This is a genomic window from Fundidesulfovibrio terrae, assembly GCF_022808915.1.
In the GTDB taxonomy this organism is placed as follows: Bacteria; Desulfobacterota; Desulfovibrionia; order Desulfovibrionales; family Desulfovibrionaceae; genus Fundidesulfovibrio; species Fundidesulfovibrio terrae.
This window is the reverse complement of the sequence record NZ_JAKZFS010000001.1, coordinates 624,149-649,373: the sequence shown is the minus strand read 5'-3', so window position 1 is coordinate 649,373 and position 25,225 is coordinate 624,149. Positions and strand designations below refer to the sequence as shown.

The following is a 25,225-nucleotide window of genomic DNA, read 5'->3' as shown; positions in this document are numbered from 1 at the left end:
CGGTGGATCTGGCGGCGTGGATCGACTCCCGGGAGCGCGCAGCCCTTGCGCGCGTGCGCTTGGCCGGGCTGTGCTTGGCGGCGGCGCTTCTGGCCCTGGCCGCGTGGCTGGGCTTTCGCGAAGCCCGGCTGGCCCCGCTGCCCGGCTACGCCCGCGAGGCAGTGCGGGCGGAATATGCGATCGAGGAACGGCTGCGTCTCAAAAGCCTGTCCTCGGCCATCTACCTGGCCAAGGTGCGCCGGAACTCCCTGCTCAAGGACATCACCGGCGACTTCGGCCTGTCGGCCCCGTGCTCGAAGTTGGACGACATGCGCGGCCTGGCCCCGGCCTCGCCCTGCGCGGCTGCCTGGGACGCCGCCCTGGCGCGCATCTGGAAGGCGGCCCATGGCCCGGACGCGCCGCCCGTGCCGGAGGCGCTCAAACGCGACCGCTGGGGAGCCCCCTACCTGCTGGACCAGTCCGAGGCGTCGTGCGGCCTGTTCGGAGTCTGGTGTCCCCCCGACGTGGTCAGCTCGGCCGGCCCCGACGGCAAGCCCAACACGGACGACGACATCCAGGAGACCATCCCGCAGCACCTGGGCCCTTCACGCATCCAGACTCCCTGAGCTACGCCTCCCCCACCAACCAGACGAGCTTGCCCGCCGGGCGCACCAGTCCCGCCGGGTAGCCGCCCCCGTCGTCCGAAAAGGCCGACCGGGCCAGAGCCGCCTTGTCCGCCCCCGAAGCCAGGAAGAGCACGAGGCACGCGGCGTTCAGCACCGGCAGGGTCAGGGTCAGGCGGGGAACCGGCGGCGAGGCCCCGGCATAGAACACGGGGACGACCCAGCGGACGCGCTCGCCCAGGGCGGGCTGTCCCGGAAAGAGCGACGCGGTGTGGCCGTCGCCCCCGAGCCCGAGATGGACCACATCGAAAGCGGGGATACCCCCTTCCCCGAAGAACCGCCGCAGGACGGCTTCATAGCCGGCCGCGGCTTCCCCTTGGACCGAACGGTCCGTTGCGTCCGCATGAATCGCCCGGCCTTCCTGGACAGGCTGCCCCGCTCCGGGCGCGGATGCTCCCGGGGCGTCCGGGCTCGGCCCGGCCCCGTTGACGCCTCCGGGCCACATGGCCCCCCGCATGGGGTGGACGTTGGCCTCGGGGATGGGCGCGCGCGACAGCAGGCGCTCCCGGGCCATGCGGTAGTTGCTGTCCGGGGAATCGGGCGCCACGAGGCGCTCGTCGGCCCAGAAAACGTGAACCTTGTCCCAGGGCAGGTCCTCGGCGGCCAGCAGTTCGAAATAGCGGGCCGGGGTCGCTCCCCCGGACAGGGCCAGGGAGAACCGCCCCCGTGCGGCCACGGCGTCGCGGGCGGCGGCAGCGGTCAGGGCGGCGGCCCGGAGGCTCGCGGCCTCCAGTCCGGGAAACGCCTCAAGGCTTCTGGCGGTCATCGGTCAACAGATCCTTCAGATAGCGGGGGTGTACCATGCTGGCGTCGCGGGGCCCCCAACTTCCGGACGGATAGAACTTGAGGTTCTCCTCGATCACCTCGCGCTGCTCGCACATCGCAAGGATCGGGGTCAGATACTCCCAGGAGAGCTCCACGCCGTCCTGGCGCCAGAACAGCATGTGGTCGCCCAGCATGCAGTCCACCAGCACCTTCTCGTAGGAATCCACCGTGGGGCCGGCGTCCCCCTCCTTGAGGTTGAAGTTCATGGAGGCGGTGCGCAGGCAGAATCCCTCGCCGGCCTTCTTGGCCTGCAGGGTCATGTGGATGGTTTCGTTGGGGTAGACCTCCATGACCAGGCGGTTGGCCAGGATGCGCTCGCCCACAATGTCGCGGTAGATGGAGTGCGGCACTTCCTTGAACTGCACCACCATGCGGGTGATCTTGCGCTTCAGGCGCTTTCCGGAACAGATGTAGAAGGGCACCCCCTGCCAGCGCCAGTTGTCCACGTAAACCTTGAGCATGGCGAAGGTCGGCGTGCTGGATGCGGGCGAGACGCCCGGCTCCTGCCGGTAGCCCGGAACGGATGCGTCCTCGCTGGCGGCGTACTGGCCGAGCACCAGATGCCCGAAGCCCTTCTGCGGGTCGAAGGGACGCAGGCTCCTGTAGAGCTTGGTCTTCTCGTCCAGCACCTCCCTGGCCCGGAACACCGACGGCGGCTCCATGGCCGCCAGGGCCAGAAGCTGCATCATGTGGTTCTGGAACATGTCCCGGAGTACCCCGGCCTCCTCGTAATACCCGGCCCGGTGCTCGACCCCCAGTTCCTCCGCGGCCAGCACCGAGACGTAGTCCACGAAGTTGCGGTTCCACACGGGCTCGAACACCGCGTTGGCGAAGCGGAACAACAGCACGTTCTGTACGGTGTCCTTAGCCAGGTAGTGGTCGATGCGAAATATCTGGTCTTCGCCAAAATGCTCGTGCAGGGCCGCGTCCAGCACCCGCGAGGAGGCCAGGTCGCGCCCGAAGGGCTTCTCCACCACGATCCTGGTCCAGGTGTTCTTGCACTTGTTGCCGGAGAGACCGGCCCGGCCGAGCACCCCGGCCACGCTCTCGTAGAGCGTGGGGGGGATGGCCAGGTAGAACATGCGGTGGCCGGGCAGGTTCATGGCCAGCTCGGCCTCCTCGATGGTCAGGCGAAGCCTCTCGTAGCTGTCCGGATCGGCGTACTCCAGAGTCTGGTAGTACAGGCGGGGGGCCAAGGCGCTCCAGTCGATCTTCGCCAGGTTCCCCGAGGCTTCAAGCCACTGCCGGACCTTCTCCCGAAAGGAATCGGTGGTCATCTCCGTGCGCGAGGTTCCCACGATGGCGAAGCGCTCGGGCAGGTCTCCCGACTCGAAAAGCCGCGCCAGGGCGGGGAAGAGCTTGCGCGAGGACAGGTCTCCTGAAGCGCCGAAAATGACGATGGCGCAATCCTCCGGGCGCGAGGTCACGCGGCAGCCCATGGAGTCGTCGGAAATCGTCGGGGACAGGACCACGGCTATTTCTCCTTCCTGACCACGGCGTGCCCGCCGAACTCGTTGCGCAGCCCGGCCAGGACGCGGTCGCCGAAGTCGTTCGCATTGCGGGAGCGGAAGCGCTCCATGAGCGAAAGCGTCAGCACAGGGGCGGGCACGGCGTTGTCCACGGCCTCCTGTACGCTCCAGCGGCCCTCGCCGGAATCCTGCACGAAGGCGGTCAGTTGATCCAGGCGCGGGTCCTTGGCGAACATGTCCTCGCAGAGCTCCAGCAGCCAGGAGCGCACCACGCTGCCCTGGTTCCACAGGTGCGACAGCTTGGCGAAGTCGAGGCCACCGGAGTAGCGCGAGGCGTCGAGCAGGGCGAAGCCCTCGGCGTATGCCTGCATCATGCCGTACTCGATGGCGTTGTGCACCATCTTCACGTAATGGCCCGAGCCCGTGTCCCCGCAGTGCATGTATCCCTCGGGCGGGGCCAGGGACTTAAGTATCGGTTCGATGTGCTCGAAAGCCGCCTTGGGGCCGCCCACCATGGTGCAGTAGCCCACCTTGAGGCCCCAGATGCCGCCGGACACGCCCGCGTCCACGTAGGTGACCCCAAGCGTGGCAAGCTCCGGGGCGCGGCGGACGTCGTCGGAGAAGCGGGAGTTGCCGCCCTCAACCAGGATGTCGCCGGGTGAAAGAAGGGGTTTCAATTCCTCGATGTGCTCCTCGGTCACGTCCCCGGCCGGGAGCATGAGCCAGACCACGCGCGGCGCGGGCAGCTTGGAGACCACCTCCGCCAGGGAATAGGAGGCGATGGCCCCTTCGGCGGCGATCTCGTCCACCTTGGCCGGGGTGCGGTTGTACGCCACGACTTCATGCCCACTCTGAATGAGGCGGCGGACCATGTTCATGCCCATGCGCCCAAGACCAGCCAGACCGATTCGCATACGGGGTCTCCTTGAGAAGGTTCTGGGACACCCATACGGGAATTCAGGCGGCGTTGCCAGGGGGGAACAGGAAAAAAGGACGCTTGCCGCCAAGACGGACGGGACAGACGGACAAAGCAGGAAAGCCCCGGAGCGCGGCCGCGTTCCGGGGCTTTTCCGTGCGGGCTGAAGCTAGTCGGTGACCACCATGACACTGGAGGCCTTGACCATGGCCTTCACGGTCATGCCTACCTTGAGGCCCATGGATTCGACGGAATGTTTGGTGATGATGGACACCACCTCGATGCCGGGAGCCACTTCGATGACCACCTCGGAGTTGACGGCTCCGTTGGTGAGCTTGACGATCTTGCCGGGAAGCAGGTTGCGGGCGCTGACTTTCATGGTCGTTCTCCTTGTCTTTGCGGTTATCAGGAGTGCCGCGCAGGGCGCGACGCAGAGAAAGATCCATCATAGACCGAAAACGAAAAGTCATGCCACGATTTATATTCGTGACTCAAAAGTGTGGGAGGAATATTTTCGGAAGTTTCCCACATAGCGCTGTATTGGGAGACAAGGAGGCGATTTTGAATATCCTGCGTGGTCATCGCCCGACTGAACCGGGACACCTTTCACAGAGGATTTCACCACATGAGGACAGAGCAGGAGCTCAAGGAAAACCTGGCCAAGTATTGGCGGCAATCCAACACGGCCTTCGAGGTGCCGGACGGCACGCATCCCGACGATCCGAACCAGCACGGAGCCGTCGTCCAGCAACCGGACCGGCTGGCCGGGCAATGGGCCGCTTCGCAACCGCCCGCCATCCAGCCCTTCGATGAAGTGCATGCGACTCTCCTGGGCGACCCGAAAGTCGCCGCCCTCTTCCAGGACCACTGGAACGACGCCTTCAAACCCCACGACCTCGGCCCCCCGCCCGGCGACGCGACAGGTCAGCTGCGCTGGTACATCCTGCGCGACCTGAACGAGCACCATCACAAGCGCCACAAGCTCGACTTCGAGGACGCCAAGAAGCACCGGGTGCGCCAGCGGGTGGAAAAGCTTTTCGGCAAGCTGGCCCAGTCCGACCCGCTGTTCGGGCTGACCAGGGACGTGATGGACTTCTATGTGGAGGGCCTGCCGCCCTCCGCCCAGCGGGCCATGCAGCGGATGTTCACCCGCTGCCCCGGAGATGCCTTGGAGTTCTACCGGGAGATCCGCCGGATCGCCGAGAAGGTGGTCCGCAAGCGCCACTCCCGCAAGGCCTCCAGCCGGAACGCCGACTGAACTTTTCCTCCTGGATGAGCGGATGAGGCACGCCACCCCGAGAAGGCGCACGGAAGAACCGGGGGAACTCGCCTCACCCCGAAACAATCAAGGAGACAGACGATGCCGTACTCGGAACGAGTCGCGGAAGCGTATATCGAGGCCAAGGACAAGCCCAGGCAGCAGGACATGCTGGTCAGGCAGGGGCAGTTCGACAAGGACCCCGTGACGGGAGAATCCTACGCAAATCCCAAATGGAGGCTTCCGACCAAGGAAGAAGCGGACAAGACCATGGCCAAGTTGGATGGCATAGTCGCCGGTGTCGGAACGTTTGCGGGCGGCCTTGGCCCGGTTCCACTGGGAGTTGCCGCCATAGGAGGCGGAGCATACCTCGGGAACCGCCCGGCAATAGAAAACGACATCCGATCAAAGGCTTCCGAACCAGTTTTTGAAAACTGGGACGAAAACGACTACCAGAATTACTATCGCAACTGGGATTAGCGTCTTGCGGCGGTCCTTTGGGCCGCCGCATTCATAATGACATGCACCTTGAAACACTAATGACGAACCAAGAAAACATCACCGTAAATATCGCCCACCTCAGGATTTCTAAAAAGATCCGCAATCGGCCCATGTTTGCTCCCGCTCCAGCCCCGATCCGCATTCTATTCCGAGTTCAATTCTCCAAGAAAGAGGCTCACATCTGGCTACGAAATATCAAGATCACAATCCCATGCAGAATCGTTGTGGAATAAACATGCCAGCGCTGCGATTACCAACAAATTGAAAGTACTTTGATCTTCATTGTCTCCGCGCACCCTCCCTTGCGACAGCTCGAACCCCGGCGGCGGCATTACCCACTGCCAGAATAGCCTACGCCGAACCAAAAATTCGTCAAGACTATTTCCCCTTCCTCAACTGATATTTCACCACCGCCGAGTTATGCTCCTCTAGCGATTTCGAGAAGTAGTGGGTGCCGTCGTTCTTCGAGACGAAATACAGGAAATCATGCGGTTCGGGATTGGCCGCGGCCTTGAGCGCCTCCAGGCCGGGATTGCAGATGGGGCCGGGCGGCAGGCCCGGGTGCTGGTAGGTGTTGTAGGGGTTTTTCGGGTCGTCCAGGTGGACGCGCTTCAAATTGCCGTCGAACTTCTCGCCCAGGCCGTAGATGATGGTGGGGTCGGTCTGCAGAAGCATCTTGAGCCTCAGCCGGTTGGCGAACACCCCGGCGATCCTGCCGCGCTCGCCTGCCTGGCCGGTCTCCTTCTCCACGATGGAGGCGAGCGTCACCGCATCGAAGAGCGCCCGCCCTTGCGGCGCTCCCTGGGGCCAGGCCTTGGCCACGGCCTTCTGGAACTGGGCCAGCATGGCCTCCACCACCTGCCGGGCGTCGTTGCCGGGCTTTTTCGTGAACAAGTAGGTTTCGGGGAAGAGGAACCCCTCGGCGTTGTCGGCCGGGACGCCGTATTTCGCCAGCACGTCCTTGTCGCGGGCCGCCCGGTCGAAGCTCTCCACGCTTCCGAGCCCGGCCTGCTCGGCGAGCCTGGCGATCTGGCGCAGGGTCAGGCCCTCGGGCACGGCCACCTTGTAGAGGATGGCCTGGCCGCTCACCAAAAGATCCAGCACCTTCTGGGGAGTGGCGCCGGTGGAGAGCAGATACTGACCGGCCTTGAGCTTCACGTCCTGCTTGGAGAATCGCGCCAGGATCTTGAAGGCCAGCGGGTCCGTGACCACGCCCTCCTTGTAGAGCAGGCCCGCGATGGCGTCGAAGCCCATGCCCTGCTCGATGGTGACGGTGATTTCCTTGCCGGGGGTCTCAGGGGGAACGGTCAGGAAGCGGTGGGCACGCCAAGCCACTATGGCGGCGCAGGCCATCACCATGAAGACCAGGACCGAAAGGGCGCGTCTGTACATCAGGAATTCCTTGCGGGCTAAGGCGTCTGCGGACGCCACTGCGCCGTCACGTCGCGGGCGGCCTCCGGCGCGCCCAGATAACTTTGCAGGATGCGCACGGCGGCCTGCTGGTCCAGCGCCGCCTTGCGCTTCGAAGCTTTAAGCCCGGCGGCGCGCAGGTCGTCCAGGGCTTCCTCGCTGGAGAGGGTCTCGTCCATGAGCTTCACGGGCACGGCCACGCGCCGGGCCAGGCTGGCCGCGAAGTTGGCCGCCTGCCGGGCCGTGAGGCTGTCACGCCCCTCGGCCGGGGCGGGCCAGCCCACCACGACCAGCTCGACGAACTCGGAGGCCACGATCCCCGCGATCTCGGAGAACAGGGCCTCGCGCCCGCCCTTTTCCGTGCGTTCCACGGTTTTGTGCGGAAAGGCCATGGAGCCCCCCGGATCGGACAGGGCCAGCCCCACACGCTTGAGACCGAAGTCCACGCCGAGCACGCGCATCAGCCGGTCGTCACTGTCTCGCCGTAGGACACCACGCGCTTTTTGCCCTCCTGGCGGGCGTGGGCCAGGGCCTTCCTGAAGGTCCGCTTCCACTTGGGGCCTTCCCACACGGCGGCCAGATACTCGAGCGTATGGTACACGCTCTGCTTGCGGCCCATGCGCAGAAGGCAGCGCTTGATGCCGATCTTGCACGAGGGGCAGCCCACCAGGACGGGCTGGGTCTCGCTGCCGGCGTCGCCCAGGTCCTTGTGCAGCTGCTCCTGCTTGCGCAGGCGGATGCGGTTGAAGATGTCCGGGCTGGTCATGGCGCCAAGTCCCGATTCGCCGCAGCAGCCGGGGGACATGTCCACCTTGGAGGCCGTCAGGTCCGCGAGGGCCTGGCGGTACATTTCCGGGGCCTTGGCCAGGGACACGCCCTCCCACTCGGCGTGGCAGGCGGCGTGGTAGATCAGCCTGGAGGACGGCTTCAGCCCGTCGGCGGCCCGCTCCGGAAGGCGCGAGAGCAGATACTGCACCACGTCGAAGTGCGGAATCTTGTTCCCGGCAATGACCTCTGTCTCGTAGCCGGACAAAGTCTCGCGGCAGGTGCCGCATGCGGTGAGCACGGCCTGGGGCTTCACTCCCTCGTTGGCGGCCTTGACGAATATCTCGCCCAGGGCCTCGATGTTGCGGGCGCGGTTCTTGCGGTAGGCGTCCTGGTAGCCGGAGGACAGCAGCGGATAGCCGCAGCACATGTGCCGCTCCGGAATGACCACGGACACTCCCGCGCGCAAGAGCAGGTGGATGGCGCTCATGCCGATGGTGCGCCAGAACAGGGCCGCTCCGCAGCCGGGGAAGTAGAACACGGACTCGCCGGTGGGGCGCTCGGGGATGAAGATGCCCCCCTTGTCCAGGGACAGGGCGTCGGCCAGGTTCTTGAACCCGGTGATGGGCCCCGAGCCGTGCAGCATGGGGTTGGCGAAGCGTGACCGCCACGGGCCGGGGATCAGCCCAACCAGGTGGTTGCCCACGGCCTGGCCCCAGGCGGCCATCTTGGCCATGCTGGGCGCGCGCTCCTCGGGCTTCTCCGCGATATAGTGCAGCACCTTGGATTTGAGCCCGTGCCCGCCCGCGCCCTTCTCCTGCAGGAAGCCCCGCATGTCCAGGATGGCCCCAGCGGTGTTGATCTTCACCGGGCAGGCGGCGGTGCACTTGCCGCAGGTGGTGCAGCGCTCGGTCATCTTGCGCAGGCTGTCCAGGAGTTCGGCCGAAGGGCGTCCGTGGTGCACCTGGGAGTAGTAGATGGCCTCGATGAGCGCGCCCAGGCTTATGTTCTTGTTGCGCGGATGATAGATGAGCCCGCGCTCGGGATGGTACATGGGGCAGACCTGCTTGCACTTGCCGCAGCGGGTGCAGACCTGGATGTTGGTCAGCAGGTTGATGAGCTTGTCCTTGTCCGGCAGCGCGGTCTTGCGGATGTCTCTTATGAGCCGGTTGAAGGAGAAGGTGTAGGGCTCGCAGTCCAGGTCGCGCTTGACCAGCTTGCCCGGGTTCAGAATGTTCTTGGGATCCACCTGCTGCTTGTAGGCCCGCAGGGCGGTGATCTTGTCCTCGGGCAAAAACGCGATCTTGGTGATGCCGATGCCATGCTCGCCGGACACCGCGCCGCCAAGCTCCATGACCTTCTCGAACACGCGGTCAGCGGCCTCGTGGGCCTGGGCCAGCATCTCGGGATCGTTGGAGTTCACGGGCAGGTTCACGTGGCAGTTGCCGTCGCCGGCGTGCATGTGGTTGGCCACGATGATGCGCCGGGCCAGCATGTCCTGGTGGATGGCCTCGATGTCGTTGTAGAGCTTGGGATAGCGGGTCTTCAAGTCCGTGAAGAAGTAGTAGGCCTGGACCTCCAGCTCCTGGTCGTTGAGCTCGGCGGTGGTGCGGAGGCCGCGCAGGATCTCGGCCGCGAACTGCATCTCCATGGAGACGAAGCCGTCGGAGTCCGGGAATCCGGGCAGGCGCGTCACCTCCTGCAGGGCCTTGCGGTAGGCCTTGGCCAGGTAGCTGAGGTTCAGCTCCTCCAGGAAGTCGGAGAACTGGGGGATGACCTTGAGGGGGATGACCACGTCCTCGTTGATCTTGAAGCCCGAGGTGCGCTTGGCGATGGCCGAGAGCTTGTGGCGGTCCTCCCAGAAGAGTTCAGCCTCCTTCTCGTCGCGGGCCACGAAAGCGTCCACGCCCTCGTGCTTCTCGGCGATGGCCACGATGTCGGCCACGGACTTCTCCAGGGCGGAGAGGTCGTTGCCGTCGAGCTGGAGGGTGAGCACGCTTATGGGCTCGCCCTCGCACTTGGCGGACTTCTTCTGGTATTCGATGGCCTTGACGTACTTGGAGTTGAACTCCTCCAGGGCGGAGATCTTCACCAGGTCGCCCTCGAGGCGGATCTTGTCGCGAAGGGCCACCACGCCCTGGATGGTAAGCATGGCGTTGTGCATGGAACGCCCATAGAACTCCAGCACAAGCACCTTGGAGTAGGCCAGCTTCTCGTAGCAGATGAAGCAGGCCTCGGTGATGACGCCGTCCACGCCTTCCTTCTGCATGCCGGGCAGGCCGCCCAGGTACTTGTTGGAGACGTCCTTTCCAAGGCCCGCCCCCCTGATCTCGCTGCCGGGCAGGACCACGGTGTCGACCACCTGGCCCTTCTCGTCCACGATCTCGAAAAGGGCGGTTTCGCTCTCGAGAATCTTGTGCCGGGGATGGTCCACGCGCCGGATCTCGATGATGCTGGCGCCTGGCGTGACCATCTTGTAGGAGAGCAGGTTGTCGAGCGTGGTGCCGTATTCGAAGGCGTAGGGGCCGCCCGCGTTCTCTGAGATGTTGCCGCCGATGGAACTCGAGGCCTTGGAGGCCGGGTCCACGGTAAGGACAAGCCCCTTTTCGGCGGCGGCCCTGATGGCCTGCAGGGTGATGACGCCCGACTGCACGCAGATGGTGCGGTCCTCGGGGTTCACCGAGAGGATCTGCTTGAGCCGCGTCACCGAAAGCACCACGGTGCGCCGCCGGGCGGGCACGGCGCCGCCGGTGCAGCCGGAGCCGCCGCCGCGCGGGATGATGGAGAAGCCCATCTCGTCCGCCAGTTGCATGATGCGCTGCACGTGGACGGGCTTGTCCGGGGCCAGCACCATGAGAGGCAGCTCCATGCGCAGGTCGGTGGCGTCGGTGGAGCATTCCACCAAGTTGTGGGGTCCGTCCAGGATGGCCTTCTCGTCCAGGAACTGGGAGACCTTGGCCTTTAAGTCCTCGCGGAAGCGGACGTCGTCGTCGAAGACGGTCCAGAAGTCCTTCACTGCCTTGGAGATGGCCCGGAAGTATTCCGGGGTGAGCATGGTGGTGGACTGGGTGAGGCGCTTCTCCACGGACTCGCGCACGTCGGAGGCGTCGATGAAGGGGTTGTAGCGCACCAAAAAAAGTTCGCTGGCGAGCGAAACCGCCAGTTCCTGGACGTCCTCGGGCCACGTTCCGAACTCTCGTTCGCCGATTCCCAGCACGCGCGGGACCAGACGGTTGAGCGGAATCGATATATGGGGATTCTTTTCTGGCATGGGGGGAATACCTGCGATCAGTAATGGGAAGGCGTATACATTTAGTACCGGCCGGGACGGATGGCAAGGCGTTTCGATGGGGGGAACGCCTCGCTTTTTCCCGTGGACAAGCGGGCTTGAATTTGCTCATATCCTCGCTGAATCAGAAGGGAAACGGAGCCGTCACGCCAGCCCGCCGCATCCGGGCGCGCACGCCGGCCCCGCAGACACCACGTCAACCGGCGCGCCCGCAACGGCCACGGGAGGAACAATGTCCCACGATGCAGACCTGGCTCAGAAGAACCTGATCAAGGAAACACGCGGCGGCTACGAGAACGAAAAGATCTTCCGGCAGCTGGAAAAGCTGGTGAGCCGCATGGAGTCCATGCAGCAGGCCACGGCCGAGTTGCAAAAGGATATCCAGGCCATCAAGGACCATCTGGGCATCGGCTGATCACGCCGCGCCCCGTCCCGGCTTCAAAAACACGCGGGCCCGACCGGCATTCCGGTCGGGCCCGCGAAGCTCTTGAGGATTCCAAAGGAACGCAGTTCCTTTGGCCGCCGGAGGCATCTTAAAATCTTACTCCTGGGCGCCTTTCCAGCCGCCCAGGCACCTTCCCTCCGGCCTCATCACCTCGAACTATTTCAGTTTGGCCTCGATCTCGGCGATCAGGCCCGGATGCACGTCGTAGTTGCTCGCCTGGGCCTGCTTGACGCAGTTCATGGCCTGCGCGGCGTCGCCCTTCTCCAGGTAGACCAGGGCCAGGTTGTTCCAGGCGGGGCCGAATTTGGGGTGGAGTTCCACGGCCTTCTTGCTCATCTCCATGGACTCGTCCATCTCGCCGGCCATGTACAGGGCGCTGCCCAGCGTGCCGTAGGCCTGGACGAACTTGGAGTCGAACTTGATGGCCTGGCGCAGGGCCTTGATGGCGTCCTCCACCTGTCCCATCTGGAGCAGGCAGAAGCCGATGTTGGCGTGGGGCACGGCAAAGCGGGCGCGGGCCTTGAGAGCGGCCTGGTTCATGCGCAGGCAGCCTTCGATGTCGCCCTCGTTCATGGCCAGCCCGCCCAGCTGCACGTAGGCTTCGGCCATGGCCGGGGAGCGCTCGGCCGCGCGCAGGAAGCTGGTCTTGGCATCGTCGAAGCGGCGCTTGGAGAGGTAGGCCACTCCCAGGTTGTAGTGGGAGGTGGCGCACTGGTCGTTCTTATCCAGCTTCTCTTCAAGTCCGGCGATGTAGTCGTCGATATTCTCGGCGTTCATGGACATGGTGTTCTACCCCAATCGTTTGGACTGCGTGTATTCATCGAGCCGCCCCTCTTTGTTGAGGAGCTCGGCGTACCATAGGACGAAATCGAACATGCCCTTGACGCGTTCCGCGCCGTTGATCACGCCCATGCAGAGTTCCCAGGCGCCCTGGGAGTAGTCCGTGCTGACCGGCGCGCCGGGGGGCAGGGACCGCATGAACTCGTTCATGAGTTGCTGAGAGGTCCGCTTGGAGGTGTCGATGCGGATGTCGATGGGATCGAACGGCTTCTGGAACGGGTCCCAGTTGTCGTAGCCCATCTTGTCGATGAACTTGCGCCTGCGCGGGGCGATCTTGTCGTAGATGGCGCGCTTGTGGGCCTCTTCCTCGGGAGTGAGCGTCTTGGGCAGCACGGTTAGTCCTCCTTGGACTCCTTGAGGCCGAAGAACTCTTCGTCGTATTTGCTGAGCATGGCCATGGACACGGGCACGAGCATGTCCGCCAGATAGTCGTACTTGCCGCCCACACGCTCGACGGCGCGCGCGGAAAGATCGAGCAGGCGCTGCTGGAGCCTGGCGATGTTCACGGCCGGGTACTTGCCGCCCGGCGCGAAGCCGGACTTGCCGCACACGCGCAGCTGGCCGTTCACGTTGAGCGGCGCGCCGTAGAGGCGGCAGGTGACGGGGCGCGCTTCGTACATGGAGCACTTGTCGTCGTCGCCCAAAAGCGCGCAGCGGATGCGCTCACGGGCGAAGTCCTCCACGATCTTCTCGTCGGGGACCCCGGCCTTGTGGGCCTTCCAGGCTTTGTGCTTGAGGCGGTAGTGCTCCCGGTCGGAGCGGTTGGCGGCCTCGGTGAGGCGGTAGCGCCCGTCGCCCTTGGGGTGGAGCTCGTTGAAGCGCTTGTTGATGGCCAGCGCCTCCACCAGGGTGACGTCGAAGGGCGCGTGGCAGCAGTCGGCGCAGGCCACCTCGCAGCGCACCTGCTCGGGACAGACCGCCTTGACCTTGGCGAAGACGGCGTCCACTTCGGCCAGAAGGGCCTCGTACTCGGCGAAGATATCGGAAAAATCGGCGTCGATCACAAACACGCTCCCGGCCGCTGGTCGCGGCAGCCCATGATATAAGCCCGCTTTGGGTCCGGGCAAGAGTAAAACACAGGCGGGAGCGGCCCCCTACGGACCCGCTCCCGCCTGTTTTAATTCAACCGGGGAAGGGGATTATTCTTCCTCGACGGTGATGGCATCCTGATCGCACACTTCCACGCACGATTCGCAGCCCAGGCACTCTTCTTCGTTGATCACGACGGACTTTCCGTCCTGGAGTTCGTAGACTTCAACGGGGCACACGTCCACGCATTCGCCGTCGCCGGTGCACTTTTCCTCATCGACAGTGACCTTGTAACCCATGGTCCTAACCTCCAATCTCAAGTTTGGTTTGTTGCGTTCTTTGTCGAGGGCGGTCCCCCAGGACGTTGGACTCGCCCAAAAAACCAAATGATATAAGTGATTTAGATAGAGCTGCAAAGCAACCCGGTCCAGATGAGCACAGCCTTAGCCTCCCAACCGAAGCCCTGTCAAGCCGGGCGGAGCAAGCCCGTACAAGCTTTTTCGCCCCTCGGGAAAAAAACTTTTTCCCGCCCCTAAAGAACGCCCCCTGTTGGTCCGATAAGTTAGGCGGAGTCAGCTGGATTGCACCTCAACGGCCAAGGACAGGCTGGAACATGAGCAAGATCGTCGCATTGCGGCCAAACCGCGACACTATCCGCCCCGTGCTGATGCTTCTGACATCGCACCGGATCGACTGCATCCTGCTCTGCCTGCGCAGCCTGGAACGCTTCACCAATCTCGAGCGCTTCAAGAAGATCTACATCATCGCCAACGCGGTCAGCCCTGACCACGCGGCCATCCTCCACCGCTTCATGCACACCCGCACGAACGTGGAGGTGATCCATTGCTCCCCCAGGGGGCTGGTGCCCGCTGTCAACGCCGTGCAGAACGAAATCCTGGTCCGTCACATCGACGACGTCATCATCAAGATGGACGAGGACGTGTTCGTCGCCCCCCTGTGGCTGGAGCATCTGCTGGAAGGCTACCGGGCGCACCGCATAAGCAAGGACATCCCCATCGTCAGCGCCCTGTCGCCGGTAAGCCCTCCTGGACGCTTCGCCCTGGGCCGCTACCTCAAGGCCGAGCACGCCGCCGAGCGGGCCATGTTCGAGGGCGAGGTGGTGGAGGAGAACTGGGTATACCACCGCTGGATGTGGGAAAAAGTCACGGGCGAGAACTTCGTTGAGGGCTGGCTGGGGTCCAACCCGCAGCCGTACTTCTACCCAGGGTTCGCCACCATCAACTGCGTGATCTACGACCGCAGGCTCATCGAGGCGGTACTCCCCCTGCCCACGGAAAAGGTGCTGGGCTCGCCCTGCTCCGACGAGATGACCGTCAACTCGGTGATGCACGCCCGCAAGTGGAAGAACGCCGTGGTCAGCCGGGCCATCGCCCACCACTACAGCTTCTCGAAGTGCGAGGAGTACCTGCGCGCCCATGTGCCCCTGGACACGGTATGGCTGTATCTTCAGGATTTGTGGCGCCAGGAGCAGCTCAAGGCGCAGGGGTTCGGCGTGAAGAGGCTGGGCGAGGTGGTGACCATGGCTGGCGGCGGGAGGGGGTGAGGGCGCTTTTGCTCGCCAGTAACCGCCGGATATCAAACCTCGCTTCAGACCAAGATTTGCTTTTTACCCGCCTCATCTGTACGCAAACATATCACTGAAGTACCAGCGCTCATTTTCAACAACGATCGAACACCATGGCCATGCATGAGCAGGATAATTCGACGATTGATATGATATGACAACTTCTGAGCCGACGTTATTAAGAATTATCTTCACATCGCGTGCCGTTTCGAAATATTTTTTCAACGAATCATCCCCGACAAACAAATTCCTCTGCAGCCAACTCTCCCTGTCTTTGATCAACTCGCCAAGAATTTCCTTCGAATAATATTCATCGACAAACACAACCCTCTTCCGAACGTGCGACATCAATCGACCGGCATCTTCCGCGATTATTGCCCTCTGGATATCTTTTGCGATGGACATGACTGCCGGAGACCTCTCCTGTGAAAAGCAGATGTTGTGAAAGAGCACCATACTCCACAAAAGTGACGTGGATATTAAAATATATTTTTTCATATCTACTCCTTCTCTTTTTGCGGAAGATGGCTCATGGGGTCAACAAACAAGGCGCCCGGAGACGGGCGAAAGCCATAATGTATTATATTCTTTACTTCAAAACCATTCGTATCAGTAATTCCAATCTTCTGTCCGGCGTGAACCCGCTGTCCGACTTCGACGAATGGCTTCACATACACATACATTGACTCGCTACCATCTATATTGCTTACAGTTATTTGCCCTTCACCGCGCTTGAACGGAGTCACGCTCAAAACTGTCCCCGAATCAGTTGCCTGAACATCCGCTCCTTCCTGATTATCGATATCTACACCATAGTGATAACTTGAAATTTCACTTTGTGCTACTTCATAACCACATGCGATGCACATGAAGATTGTCAAACACTGAACAAGTACGACTGCCATATTACCTCCTTATATTTTCACGGCAAGACCAAGAATAAATACGCCCTCTGGCCATCCAGCGCGACCAAGTGACATCGCACAATCAATGTGCCTATCTTTTCGGCAATCGGCTTAATGGATCAATATGCTTCCCAGTTTTTGGATCAAAAACACCGTAATGAAGATGCGGTCCGGTACTTCTCCCGCTGAGATCGGTGTTTCCGACAACAGTTCCAGGAAACACACGGTCTCCAACTTCTACAGATGGCTTCGTGTGTGCATAAATTGACTCTGTCTCATCCCGATTCCTAACTCTTACTTGATTTTCCCCATGCTTTGACCCGGGCGTAATGCTTACAACCCGTCCGGATTCACTTGCACGCACCTCCGCACCTTTAGTATTCCGGATATCAATAGCCTTGTGTGTCGTTTTCTCTCCAGTATACGGGTCGATTCGCTCCCCAAAAGGAGAAGATACCTCTCCCGGAACTGGCCACTCCGGTGCATGAATGATACGTTGCGACTCCGGGTCAAGCCCTTTCAGCTTATCCCACGTCTCTCGTTGCCCCGGCTGGCTGCCCCCATCGGGTGGAGTTCCTCCCGCGCCGCCGCCACCTGCGGCCTGATCCGCGCTCGGAGGAGTGCTCGCGGTCTTGGCGAGCAGGTCGTTCGAATTCTCTCCGAAGCCGAAGTTGCCGTTGCGGCCGGTGGTCTCCCAGGCGTTGCTCCCGTATCCGGGTGAACCGGCCCTCCAGTTCTTGCCCGCGTCCAGGAAGACGTTCAGCTTGTTCGCGCCTTCCAGTTGAAGGCGCTGCTGGTAGCTGAGCCCGCCGTTTGCATCCGTGCCCGGCATGCTCGCGCTCGACATGCCACCGCCGGAGGTGTCACCAACCGGAGCGCCTCCACCGTCAGCCTCGCCCACTGAGCCATCGCCGCCATCGGGCGGGCTCCCGGCGCTCAAGAACGTGTCCACGTCGCGGGCGAACCCGTACTGGCGACCGATGTCGTCTCCACCCGCACTCCCGCTCCCGCCACCGAAATCCCAGCTTCCGCCGACACCATCCGATCCGTCCCCGAAAGAGCCCTCGAACTCCAGAACCATGCGATCCTCCTTGCCGCGGCCGTGCCGCGCGAATTTCAGAGGATCATATGCAGGCGAAGAAAAATTTTACCCCACATAGCGCTATATGGGGATGAATGATAAAAAAAATAAAAAATTCTCTTCAATCGATCTTTTCACCCACATGCACCTATATGGGGTGAAATATTTCCGGACCCGGCTATCCTCCAGCATTGTCCGGCGCGGACCGGACCACACCACATCCCAAGGAGGATACCTTCATGCATTGTCCGCATTGCCAGGGGCGGCTCCCCGCCCACAAGCCCGTCACCAATCCCCGCCGGGTCAAGCTCTACGGCCACCACGGAGAGATGGAACTGGACGCAGGCCTACTCAAGGCCATGGCGGAAAACTCCATGAAACACCTGTCCAACCGGCGCAAGCGCGATGGCATTCTCGCTACGCTCGAAGTCTACAAAGAAGTCGTATCACGCATGGAGCACGACCCGGCCTTCGCCCGCCACGTGCTTTCCTACGACGGCAACGGCGGAGCGCGCTTCTTCCCCGGCGCCACCAAGGCGGCCAGGCTGGCCGAATTCAAGGGCCGGATCGCCAGGGGCGACTTGCGCGAGGACGACCTGCTGCGCTACATCGAACTCATGACGGATAATTAGTGCTCTCGCATCCGCGTTGTTCTCTTCGCATTCTTGGCGTATGGTCCTCGCAAACATCCACCTTGATCCGGAGGCATGCGATGACGGACGAGCGCAAAGAATGGATCTGCCCCAAGTGCAACGTGTCCAACGATCCGGATTTCACCCACTGCCGCATCTGCGGCGAGCACAATCCCGCCCTGCCCGTGCCGGAGAAGAAGTGCACCTCCTGCGGCTATCTGGCCAGCAAGGAGACCTGCTGCCCCGTGTGCGGCAGCAACTACTTCCTGCAGCTGTAATTCTTTGATTAACTGTCCGGAAAACAGAAAGGCGGCCCACATGGGCCGCCTTTCGCGTTTGTCTATCTGGGCGCAGCCGTCCTGCGCCGCGTAAAAGGGCTACTAGCCAGCCATGGCCCTGAGCCTGCGGATGCGTTCCTCGGTGGGCGGGTGCGTCGAGAACAGGCTGGCCACGCCGCCACCGCTCAGGGGATTTATGATGAACATGTTCTCCGTGGCGGGGTTGGCTCCCTGCATGGGCACGGCTTGGGCGTATTCGTCGAGCTTCTTGAGCGCCCCGGCCAGGGGCAGGGGGTTGCCGGCCAGCTTCGCGCCGGTCTCGTCGGCCAGGTACTCGCGCGAGCGCGAGATGGCCATCTGGATGAGCATAGCCGCGATGGGGGCCACAAGAGCCATGAGGATGGCCCCGAAGGCGCCGCCTCCGCCGCCCTCCTCGCTGTCGCGGCCCATGCCGAAAATCGCGCCCCACTTGAGCATGCCCGCGATGCCGGTGATGGCTCCGCCCACCACGGCGGCCACGGTCTGCACCAGGATGTCCCGGTTCTTGATGTGGCCCATCTCGTGGGCCAGCACGCCCGCCAGTTCGTCAGGGGACACCAGGCGCAGGAGCCCCTCGGTGACGGCCACGGCGGCGTGCTCCGGGTTGCGCCCGGTGGCGAAGGCGTTGGGCTGCTCCTGCGGCACCAGGTAGATTTTGGGCATGGGCAGCCCGGCATTGGTCGAAAGCTGGCGCACCAGGTCGAAAAGGCCCGGGGCATCCTCTTCGGAAAGCTCCTGGGCCCGGTACATGGACAGGACGATCCTGTCGGAGAACCAATAGCTGCCCACGTTCATGATCACAGCGAACGCGAGCGCGATCACCATGCCTCCCTTGCCGCCCAGGGCCTGGCCCATGAGCACGAGCACGGCGGTGAGCAGGCCCAGGAGAAGGCCGGTCTTGATCTGACTGGTCATCTGATTCCTCCGGAAAGGAAAGGGATTGCGCCGCGACGCTAAAGAATCTGGATGCGCCGGCAGCGCGCCTCGCGGCATTCCTTGGGGAGGGTGATCTCCAGTAGGCCGTTCTTGAACACCGCGCCCACACCGGCCCGGTCCACGCCCTTGGGAAGAGCGAAGCGCCGGGCGAATGGGCCGTAGGAGCGCTCCAGGGAGTGGTACACGCCCTCGCCCTCGCAGAGCTTCACGAACCTGCGCTCGCCATAGACCCACAGCGTGCGGGACTTGACCTCCACGGCCACGTCCTCGCGGTCCACGCCCGGAATCTCCACGGTGATGACGAATGCGTCGGCCGTCTCGAGCACGTCGGCGGCCGGAGCCCAGAAGTACGCCTTGTCGGACACGGCCCTGGGGGCGCGGCCCCCGCGGGCGGCCTCGGCCATGGCCCGTTCCAGTTCGGCCTTCATGTCGGCCAGGCCCATCCACGGGTTCCAATTGAGTTTGGCCATCCGGAAATACCTCTTGTCGCGCCGGGTTTACTCAGCGTTCAGGGTACTTAACCATTGGGGGGTGCGTGTCAAGGCTTACGGCTTGGCCTGACGGTCCCCGGCTTCCCAGCGGGAAAGCTCCACCGCTTCCTCGACGAGCATGATGGGAATGTCCTCGCGGATGGGATAGACCACCGCGCATTTGGCGCATACCAGGCCGTCGCCCTGGGGCGTGGGGGCGATGTCGCCCTTGCACTTGGGGCAGGCCAGGATTTCGAGCAGTTCGGACGCTATAGGCATGATGAGAAGGCCTCCGTGACGTTTTGCCCTCTATACGCGAGCTTTGCCCCCCGCTCAAGGCCCGCGTTGACGCACCGGGCAATACCTCCTACCTGTGGAACATGCGCACCGTAGACCTGCACACCCACTCCGACGCATCCGACGGACAGCTGCCCCCGGCGGAGGTGGTCGGACTCGCCGCCAAGGCCGGGCTCGCGGCCGTGGCCCTCACCGACCACGACACCCTGATCGGCCTGGACGCGGCCGCCCGCGCGGGAGCCGAGCACGGCATCGAGGTCATCCCCGGGTGCGAGCTTTCGGTGGTGGACGGTTCCCGCGAGCTGCACATCCTGGGACTCTGGGTGCGGCCCGGCCCCGGAGAACTGGAGACCGTGCTGGCCTCGCTCAGGGAAAGCCGCGACGACCGCAACAGGCTCATCGTGGAAAAGCTTACCGCGATCGGCATCCCCATCGACTACGAGGAGGTGCAGGACCTGGCCCAGGGTTCCGTGGGCAGGCCCCACATCGCCCGCATCCTGGTGGAGCGCGGCGTGGTGCGCGACTACGAGGCCGCATTCAGGCAATATCTGGGACGCCACGGCCGGGCCTTCGCCCCCAAGCGGGAACTCTCCCTGGCCACCGCCGTGGACGTGCTCAAGGCCCAGGGGGCCACCGTGGCCCTGGCCCACCCCTACCTGCTGGGGGAGAACGGCAGGGCCATGGAGGACCTGGTGCGCCGCTACGCCGGACTGGGCGTGGACGCCATCGAGGCCTACTACACCGAGCATTCCCCCACCCGCACCCGCGAATACATCGAGCTGGCCCGCCGCCTGGACCTGGGCGTGTGCGGCGGCTCCGACTTCCACGGGATCATAAAGCCCGGCATCCGCATCGGCGTGGGCAAGGGCAAGCTGGCCGTGCCCGAATCGGTCCTGGAGGACCTGAAGGCCCGGCGCAGGGCGCGTGGGCTGTGGGTGTGACGGCCTGACGCGAGACCGCACCACACAGCGCAAATTAAACGGGAGTCCAGAGGGCGCAGCCCTTTGGCCGCCGGAGGCTTTCCCAGACGACGCTTCGCCGCGCAGGCCTAGCTTTCCTCCGTCTCGTCGTCCCGGACCGATTCCCCTTCCTCCGGCTCCTCGACCCTCGTCCCGCCCAGCACCGTCACCGTGACCCCGCTCTCCCGGCTGGGGGACAACTGGAACACCCGGCCCGCGTGGCCGTAGAAGGCGTCCACCGCGTGGTGGCTGATGGTGAGCACCTGCAGGCCCAGCTTCTCGCCGATGGCCGCGATGAGCCGGGTGAACGTGGGCACCAGCTCAGGGCGCAGCCAGCAGTCCTGCTCGTCCAGCACCAGGAAGCGCCGGTGTTTTTCCGGGTCCAGCTGGGCCAGGCCGATGAGCCTCAGCCCCACGGACAGGATGTTGCACACCGAACCGCCCTGGCCGTGCAGGATATCCTCCACCTGCCCCTGGTTCTCCATCTCCAGTGTGATGTGGAACTTGCCCTGCTTGACCTCCCTGCGGCTCACCACCCGGCGGTCCTGCCCCAGGATCTCGCGAACCGCGTGGGTCAGGTTGGACTCCACCTCCTCCATGAGCTCGCCGAAAAGCTCGCGCGAGAGCTCTTCCAGGCGCGCCTGGGCCTGGGGGGCCATCTCCAGGAAGGCGCGCACCTCGTCCAGATCGCGCCGGATGCGCTGGTGCTCGCGCACGAAGGCGTCGGCAAGCCCCTCCAGACGCCCGGCCCGGCGGTCGAGGCCGTCCAGTTCGGACAGGAGGAAGGAGAGGGAAGAGGAGAACGTTTCGCTCATGCTGTATGGTTCCGGAACGGCGAGGCCGCAGGGGAGAAGCCTCCGGCGACCAAAGGGCTGCGCCCTCCGGACTCCCGAACGGAGGGGCACGGCGCGAATCTAGCGGGCATCGTCGTTCACGCCGCGCTCCAGGGCGTCCAGCCCCCCCCGCACCGAGGCGATGTGCTCGCGGTAGGCCGCCACCATCCGTTCGTTCTCAGCGCGCATGGATTCGAGCCTGGCCTTGAGTTCGGCCGGATCGGAGGTGCCATACTCCTGGCGGGCCTTTTCCTCCAGGGACGAGAGTTCCGCCTCCAGGTGCGCGAGCGTCTGCTCGGCCCGCACCTGTTCCTCGCGCAGTTTCTCGTATTCGGCCTTGAGCTGGCCCAATTCGCGCTCGAGCGCGGCGTCAGGGCCGTCAGGGGCGTTTCGAGCCACCGGCCACCTCCTCGTAGAGTTCCCAGATGAGCCCCGTCTCGGGGTGCTCCGGGTTCAGGTTCGCTGACAGAAAATCCTTGAGCCCCAGGCCCTCCTGGGTGCGACGCCAGGCTAGGCGCTCCAGGCCCTTGAGGAAGAGCGACTTCCGCTCCTCCGGCCCCGGCTCCGGAGCGAACGGCTGGTCCGGGAAGACCTTCTCGAAGGGAAGCACCGGCACGGGCCAGCGCGTGAGCTCCTGCGCGCCGGGCCGCCAGACCGAGGCCGCCGGGACGCGCTCCCTGGTGCGCTGGGTGAAGGTCAGGCGGGTGATGTTGCCCGGGTTGCACCAGCGCGTCGCTCCCTTGACCACCATGGGCTGGGGCCGGTGGATGTGCCCGTTGATCACCCAGTCCAGGCCGGGGATCTCCTTGGGGAAGAGCAGGCGGTCCTGGAAGTCGGGGAAGCTGATGGAGTGGTGGGAGAACCACACCGTGGCCACGGCCCCGTTCCGGTCCACCTGCCGGGGCAGGTGCGAGCCGTCGGGCGAGGCCCCCACCAGCGCGGGGCCCTCGGGGGTGTCCAGCCAGAACTGCGGGCCGGGCTCGCTCATGAGTCGCACCGCTCCGGCCGCGTCCAGCACCGCCAGGGATACGTCGCGGGTGAACCGGGCCAGGTACTTGTCGTGGTTGCCCACCAGCACCGACGGCATGTGGGGCCGCAAAAGCTCGATCAACTCCACGATCAGGGAGTTGGGATTCTCCCGGGGCCAGTGGAAGAGGTCCCCGGCTATGACCGGATGACAGCCGAGTTCACGGGCCCGCTCCAGGCAGGCGGTCAGCTTGGCCGTCACCTGCTCGCGGTAGCCCTCCAGGCGCTGCATGGGCGGTGTGGCGGCCACGTGGGGGTCGCAGATGACGAACAGGCCCTGGCCCGCGATTCTAGGCAGCCCCATGTCCGCCCGCCTTCCTTAAGAATTTCGCAGCGTCCAGCCCGGCCCCGCACAGCGGGCATTCGCCCACCTCGGCAAGCCGCGCGGCAATTCGTTCGGACAGGGCCGAAAGGGCCGTTTCCCGCTCGACAAGCCAGGCCCGGCCCTTGGCGATGCGCCCGGCCAGCACATCCATGGATTCGACCAGTCCGGCCAGGGGGGCCGGATCGGGCAGCCCGGGCGGCGGTGAAAGCCCGGCCAGGGCCGCGAGCCTGCCCGAGGCGCGGGCCTTGAGCGCGCGCAGGCTGCCCGCCTGGGCGCAGGCGTCGGCCAGGGGCGCGCAAAGGCGCAGACCGCCGGGGGCGGCCAGGGGGGCCAGGCGGGCGAGCGTGGCCCGGATCGACGCGGACCGTGAGCGCAGCGCGTCCACGGCCGCGAGGGTCGCGGCCAGGTCCGCCGCCGGAGCAGGACTCGGCGGCTTCGCCAAACCACCAAGGAGGGAAGTCCGGGAGCGCAGGGTCCGCGCCTCCCCGGTCAGGCGCTCCATGCGCTCCACATCGGCCTGGACGGCGGGCATGCGGGCGGCCCGGTCCTGGAGGACGCGGCCGTCCTCGCGCAGCCGCTCCAGGGACAGGGACACGCCCGGCAGGGCGGAAAGCCTGTCCAGGCCGGACCGGGCCCGCTCGGCGGCTTCTTCGAGCTTGCGCTGCTCGGTCTTCATGCGCCGGGTCTTTTCGCGTAGCGCGTCCTGCATGGCCATGAGGTGGGCGCTCTCCGTGGACGAGGCCAGAAAATCCGCCATCAGGGAGCCCGGCTTATCCAGGAGGAAGATGGGATGGCGCTGGTCGCCCAGGTGGACGTCCACCTCGTCGCCCTTGTCGAACCCCACCGGGGCGAGCTTGACGAGTTTGGCCACCTCGGGAGGGACCATGCTGCGGCCCAGCTTGGCGAACACCTGGGGTTCGTCCTGGCCGGGCGCGTAGACCTCGTACAGGGCGTGGGCCTTGCGCCGCACCCAGGCCACGCGCCAGCCGTCGTCCAGCAGGGCTTCGACGCGGGCCTCGGACGCTCCATGGCGGATGTAGTGGCGCGGCGAGGGGTTGTTGGCCAGGCAGCGCAACGCCTCCACCACGGCGGACTTGCCGGTGTTGTTGGGGCCGCACAGCACGTTGAGGCCCGGAGCCAGCTCCAGGATGGTGCTGGCGTGGGCCATGAAATTAGTCAGGGTCAGGCGACGGATCACGGCTGGCCGGGCGCTCCCGGATCTGGACAGGCTTTTTCCGGCGCGAGCGGCAGGGAGAAAGTGAAGGTGGTGCCTTTGCCCGCCAGGGTGGTGAAGCCCACCTCGCCTCCCAGATAGCGCTCGCCCAGAAGCTTCATGCCGTAGGTGCCGAGCCCCCGGCCGCGCCCCTTGGTGGAGAAGTTGCGCTTGAACACGCGCAGGCGCACGTCGTCTTCCATCACGGCCGAATTGTTGACCGCGAACGTCACCCGGCCGTTTTCGCAGGCGCAGGCGAGAAGGACACTGTCGCCGGTGGCGGAAGCTTCCAGGGCGTTCTTCACCATGTTGCCGATCACCCGCTTGACCAGCGTCACGTCGCTTATGAACTCCACGTCGGCGCAGCCCGGCGCGACGCTGATGGCCTTGCCCCGGGCCTGGGCCAGGCTGGAGCCGATCTTCGCCGCCCCCTGGAGCACCTCGGTGCTGCGCAGGGTGGTGAACACCGGGGTGAGTTCGTTGTTCTCGGCGGCCATGAGGTCCTTCTGGCCGATCAGCTCGTCCACCAGATGGGCCAGGGTGGAGTGGATGAAATCCGCATCCGGCTTGAGGGCCTCAGGGACCTCGCTCCGCAGGATGTCCATGAGGCCCTTGAGCCCTCCGGCGGTGTTGAGCATGTCGTGGAAGAACAGCCGTTCCAGGGTGCGGCGGCGTTTCAGGTCGCTTTGATCCTGGATGCAGAACATCACGAAGGAGTTGCCCTCCACCTGGATGGGCGAGGAACTCACCTGCAGGTCCACTGCCTCGATGCCGAATTCCTTGCGCCTGAGGAAGCTGCACTCCTGCACGCTTTTCTTCCCCTCCATGCCCGCGAGGATGGACCGCAAGGCCCCGCACCTGGAACAGAACTCCGTGGTGCCGCAACCCGCGGGCTCGCCGTAGGCATGGACGCACCCGAAGGCCTCGCCGGGACGAAGCCCCACGAGGTCCTGCCGGTCCCTCCCGGTGGTCCGCTCGGCCTGGGCGTTGGCCAGGACGATCTGCCGATGCTGGTTGAGCACCAGCAGCACCACCGGAATGGCGTCCAGGGTGGTGGCGATGAAATTGCGTTGCAACAGTGCGTTCTGCTCCCGGACAAGTTCGGGAGAGCCGCGTTCGGCGGGAGCGCAATCCATCGAAACAGCTTGAACTTTCATGACGTTTTGAGAACTACCTTTTTTCCAGGCCGTCTTCAACCATCCCCGTGTTGCGTACTCCTTGGATGCGGGGTAATCAT

The 25,225-nt window shown here is 64.3% G+C and carries 30 protein-coding genes; 8 read left to right on the top strand and 22 right to left on the bottom strand.

The features are described 5' to 3' along the window. Positions 1–2: 2 nt before the first annotated feature. The gene (locus tag ML540_RS03030) at positions 3–605 is read left to right on the top strand and encodes a hypothetical protein (RefSeq protein ID WP_243358440.1); all 603 of its coding nucleotides are present in this window, start codon (positions 3–5) and stop codon (positions 603–605) included. Between the two features lies 1 nt (position 606). Here the strand turns inward: ML540_RS03030 and ML540_RS03025 are convergent, their stop codons facing one another. The 4 genes from ML540_RS03025 to ML540_RS03010 form a co-directional block, all read right to left on the bottom strand. Beyond that, complete coding sequence (locus tag ML540_RS03025) at positions 607–1,428, bottom strand: 6-phosphogluconolactonase (RefSeq protein WP_243358439.1); 822 nt, start codon at positions 1,426–1,428, stop codon at positions 607–609. Beyond that, positions 1,409–2,959, bottom strand: coding sequence for a glucose-6-phosphate dehydrogenase (zwf, locus tag ML540_RS03020; protein ID WP_243358438.1), 1,551 nt, complete (start codon positions 2,957–2,959; stop codon positions 1,409–1,411). Before zwf ends, ML540_RS03025 begins: the two co-directional genes overlap by 20 nt. A gap of 2 nt (positions 2,960–2,961) precedes the next feature. Then, a complete protein-coding gene (gnd, locus tag ML540_RS03015) occupies positions 2,962–3,870 on the bottom strand; it encodes a phosphogluconate dehydrogenase (NAD(+)-dependent, decarboxylating) (RefSeq protein WP_243358437.1) in 909 nt (302 codons plus the stop codon). Between the two features lie 171 nt (positions 3,871–4,041). Beyond that, positions 4,042–4,251, bottom strand: a complete 210-nt coding sequence (locus ML540_RS03010) for a TOBE domain-containing protein (RefSeq protein WP_243358436.1) — start codon at positions 4,249–4,251, stop codon at positions 4,042–4,044. 246 nt (positions 4,252–4,497) lie between these two features. On the opposite strand from ML540_RS03010, the gene ML540_RS03005 reads away from it, so the two are divergent. Both ML540_RS03005 and ML540_RS03000 read left to right on the top strand, forming a co-directional pair. Then, a complete protein-coding gene (locus ML540_RS03005) occupies positions 4,498–5,130 on the top strand; it encodes a hypothetical protein (RefSeq protein ID WP_243358435.1) in 633 nt (210 codons plus the stop codon). Positions 5,131–5,232: 102 nt separating this feature from the next. Next, the gene (locus ML540_RS03000; RefSeq protein WP_243358434.1) at positions 5,233–5,610 is read left to right on the top strand and encodes a hypothetical protein; all 378 of its coding nucleotides are present in this window, start codon (positions 5,233–5,235) and stop codon (positions 5,608–5,610) included. A gap of 399 nt (positions 5,611–6,009) precedes the next feature. On the opposite strand, the gene mltG is transcribed toward ML540_RS03000, so the two are convergent. The 3 genes from mltG to ML540_RS02985 are packed head-to-tail and all read right to left on the bottom strand — an operon-like array spanning position 6,010 to position 11,077. Next, entirely contained in the window at positions 6,010–7,023 is a 1,014-nt protein-coding gene (gene mltG, locus ML540_RS02995) for an endolytic transglycosylase MltG (RefSeq protein WP_243358432.1), read from the bottom strand. A 17-nt stretch (positions 7,024–7,040) separates the two neighbouring features. Continuing rightward, a complete protein-coding gene (gene ruvX, locus ML540_RS02990; protein ID WP_243358430.1) occupies positions 7,041–7,502 on the bottom strand; it encodes a Holliday junction resolvase RuvX in 462 nt (153 codons plus the stop codon). Continuing rightward, the gene (locus ML540_RS02985) at positions 7,502–11,077 is read right to left on the bottom strand and encodes an FAD-binding and (Fe-S)-binding domain-containing protein (protein WP_243358429.1); all 3,576 of its coding nucleotides are present in this window, start codon (positions 11,075–11,077) and stop codon (positions 7,502–7,504) included. The genes ruvX and ML540_RS02985 overlap by 1 nt, the downstream gene beginning before the upstream one ends. A 250-nt stretch (positions 11,078–11,327) precedes the next feature. Between ML540_RS02985 and ML540_RS02980 the strand changes: the two genes are divergently transcribed. Continuing rightward, positions 11,328–11,510, top strand: coding sequence for a hypothetical protein (locus ML540_RS02980; RefSeq protein ID WP_243358428.1), 183 nt, complete (start codon positions 11,328–11,330; stop codon positions 11,508–11,510). A gap of 186 nt (positions 11,511–11,696) precedes the next feature. On the opposite strand, the gene ML540_RS02975 is transcribed toward ML540_RS02980, so the two are convergent. The 4 genes from ML540_RS02975 to ML540_RS02960 all read right to left on the bottom strand — a co-directional run bounded on the left by ML540_RS02975 (position 11,697) and on the right by ML540_RS02960 (position 13,708). Continuing rightward, positions 11,697–12,323: a tetratricopeptide repeat protein gene (locus tag ML540_RS02975; protein WP_243358427.1), complete on the bottom strand. Its 627-nt coding sequence runs from the start codon at positions 12,321–12,323 to the stop codon at positions 11,697–11,699. 6 nt (positions 12,324–12,329) lie between these two features. Next, on the bottom strand, positions 12,330–12,713 hold the full coding sequence (locus ML540_RS02970) for a hypothetical protein (protein WP_243358426.1): 384 nt from the start codon (positions 12,711–12,713) through the stop codon (positions 12,330–12,332). Between the two features lie 2 nt (positions 12,714–12,715). Next, positions 12,716–13,384 (bottom strand): YkgJ family cysteine cluster protein, encoded by a 669-nt coding sequence (locus ML540_RS02965; protein ID WP_243358425.1) that lies wholly within the window; start codon positions 13,382–13,384, stop codon positions 12,716–12,718. Positions 13,385–13,519: 135 nt separating this feature from the next. Further along, positions 13,520–13,708, bottom strand: coding sequence for a ferredoxin (locus ML540_RS02960; RefSeq protein WP_243358424.1), 189 nt, complete (start codon positions 13,706–13,708; stop codon positions 13,520–13,522). Between the two features lie 314 nt (positions 13,709–14,022). Between ML540_RS02960 and ML540_RS02955 the strand changes: the two genes are divergently transcribed. Next, on the top strand, positions 14,023–14,973 hold the full coding sequence (locus ML540_RS02955; RefSeq protein ID WP_243358423.1) for a glycosyltransferase family 2 protein: 951 nt from the start codon (positions 14,023–14,025) through the stop codon (positions 14,971–14,973). Between the two features lie 72 nt (positions 14,974–15,045). Here the strand turns inward: ML540_RS02955 and ML540_RS02950 are convergent, their stop codons facing one another. The 3 genes from ML540_RS02950 to ML540_RS02940 all read right to left on the bottom strand — a co-directional run bounded on the left by ML540_RS02950 (position 15,046) and on the right by ML540_RS02940 (position 16,980). Then, positions 15,046–15,492 (bottom strand): hypothetical protein, encoded by a 447-nt coding sequence (locus ML540_RS02950; protein ID WP_243358422.1) that lies wholly within the window; start codon positions 15,490–15,492, stop codon positions 15,046–15,048. A 2-nt stretch (positions 15,493–15,494) separates the two neighbouring features. Next, positions 15,495–15,899, bottom strand: coding sequence for a M23 family metallopeptidase (locus ML540_RS02945; protein WP_243358421.1), 405 nt, complete (start codon positions 15,897–15,899; stop codon positions 15,495–15,497). Between the two features lie 91 nt (positions 15,900–15,990). After that, a complete protein-coding gene (locus ML540_RS02940) occupies positions 15,991–16,980 on the bottom strand; it encodes a M23 family metallopeptidase (RefSeq protein ID WP_243358420.1) in 990 nt (329 codons plus the stop codon). 239 nt (positions 16,981–17,219) lie between these two features. Here ML540_RS02940 and ML540_RS02935 point away from each other — a divergent pair, with 239 nt between their 5' ends. Further along, the gene (locus ML540_RS02935; RefSeq protein ID WP_243358419.1) at positions 17,220–17,612 is read left to right on the top strand and encodes a hypothetical protein; all 393 of its coding nucleotides are present in this window, start codon (positions 17,220–17,222) and stop codon (positions 17,610–17,612) included. Positions 17,613–17,692: 80 nt separating this feature from the next. Beyond that, positions 17,693–17,890, top strand: coding sequence for a zinc finger protein (locus tag ML540_RS02930; protein WP_243358418.1), 198 nt, complete (start codon positions 17,693–17,695; stop codon positions 17,888–17,890). Between the two features lie 102 nt (positions 17,891–17,992). Here ML540_RS02930 and htpX read toward each other — a convergent pair whose 3' ends face one another. From htpX to ML540_RS02915, 3 genes are all read right to left on the bottom strand, one after another. Then, positions 17,993–18,844 (bottom strand): zinc metalloprotease HtpX, encoded by an 852-nt coding sequence (gene htpX / locus ML540_RS02925; RefSeq protein ID WP_243358417.1) that lies wholly within the window; start codon positions 18,842–18,844, stop codon positions 17,993–17,995. Between the two features lie 38 nt (positions 18,845–18,882). Continuing rightward, positions 18,883–19,335: an Hsp20/alpha crystallin family protein gene (locus tag ML540_RS02920; RefSeq protein WP_243358416.1), complete on the bottom strand. Its 453-nt coding sequence runs from the start codon at positions 19,333–19,335 to the stop codon at positions 18,883–18,885. 75 nt (positions 19,336–19,410) lie between these two features. Further along, entirely contained in the window at positions 19,411–19,614 is a 204-nt protein-coding gene (locus ML540_RS02915; protein WP_243358414.1) for a Trm112 family protein, read from the bottom strand. A gap of 101 nt (positions 19,615–19,715) precedes the next feature. Between ML540_RS02915 and ML540_RS02910 the strand changes: the two genes are divergently transcribed. Next, complete coding sequence (locus ML540_RS02910; protein ID WP_243358413.1) at positions 19,716–20,573, top strand: PHP domain-containing protein; 858 nt, start codon at positions 19,716–19,718, stop codon at positions 20,571–20,573. Between the two features lie 107 nt (positions 20,574–20,680). Here ML540_RS02910 and ML540_RS02905 read toward each other — a convergent pair whose 3' ends face one another. From ML540_RS02905 to ML540_RS02885, 5 genes are all read right to left on the bottom strand, one after another. Continuing rightward, positions 20,681–21,406 carry a hypothetical protein gene (locus tag ML540_RS02905; RefSeq protein WP_243358412.1) on the bottom strand — a complete coding sequence of 242 codons (726 nt, stop codon included), beginning with the start codon at positions 21,404–21,406 and terminating at the stop codon, positions 20,681–20,683. A 99-nt stretch (positions 21,407–21,505) separates the two neighbouring features. Next, positions 21,506–21,823, bottom strand: a complete 318-nt coding sequence (locus tag ML540_RS02900; RefSeq protein ID WP_243358411.1) for a hypothetical protein — start codon at positions 21,821–21,823, stop codon at positions 21,506–21,508. Then, positions 21,804–22,754, bottom strand: a complete 951-nt coding sequence (locus ML540_RS02895; RefSeq protein WP_243358410.1) for a metallophosphoesterase — start codon at positions 22,752–22,754, stop codon at positions 21,804–21,806. Before ML540_RS02895 ends, ML540_RS02900 begins: the two co-directional genes overlap by 20 nt. Continuing rightward, positions 22,741–23,973, bottom strand: a complete 1,233-nt coding sequence (locus ML540_RS02890; protein WP_243358409.1) for an AAA family ATPase — start codon at positions 23,971–23,973, stop codon at positions 22,741–22,743. Before ML540_RS02890 ends, ML540_RS02895 begins: the two co-directional genes overlap by 14 nt. Next, complete coding sequence (locus ML540_RS02885) at positions 23,970–25,124, bottom strand: PAS domain-containing sensor histidine kinase (protein ID WP_243358408.1); 1,155 nt, start codon at positions 25,122–25,124, stop codon at positions 23,970–23,972. Before ML540_RS02885 ends, ML540_RS02890 begins: the two co-directional genes overlap by 4 nt. Positions 25,125–25,225: the final 101 nt, after the last annotated feature.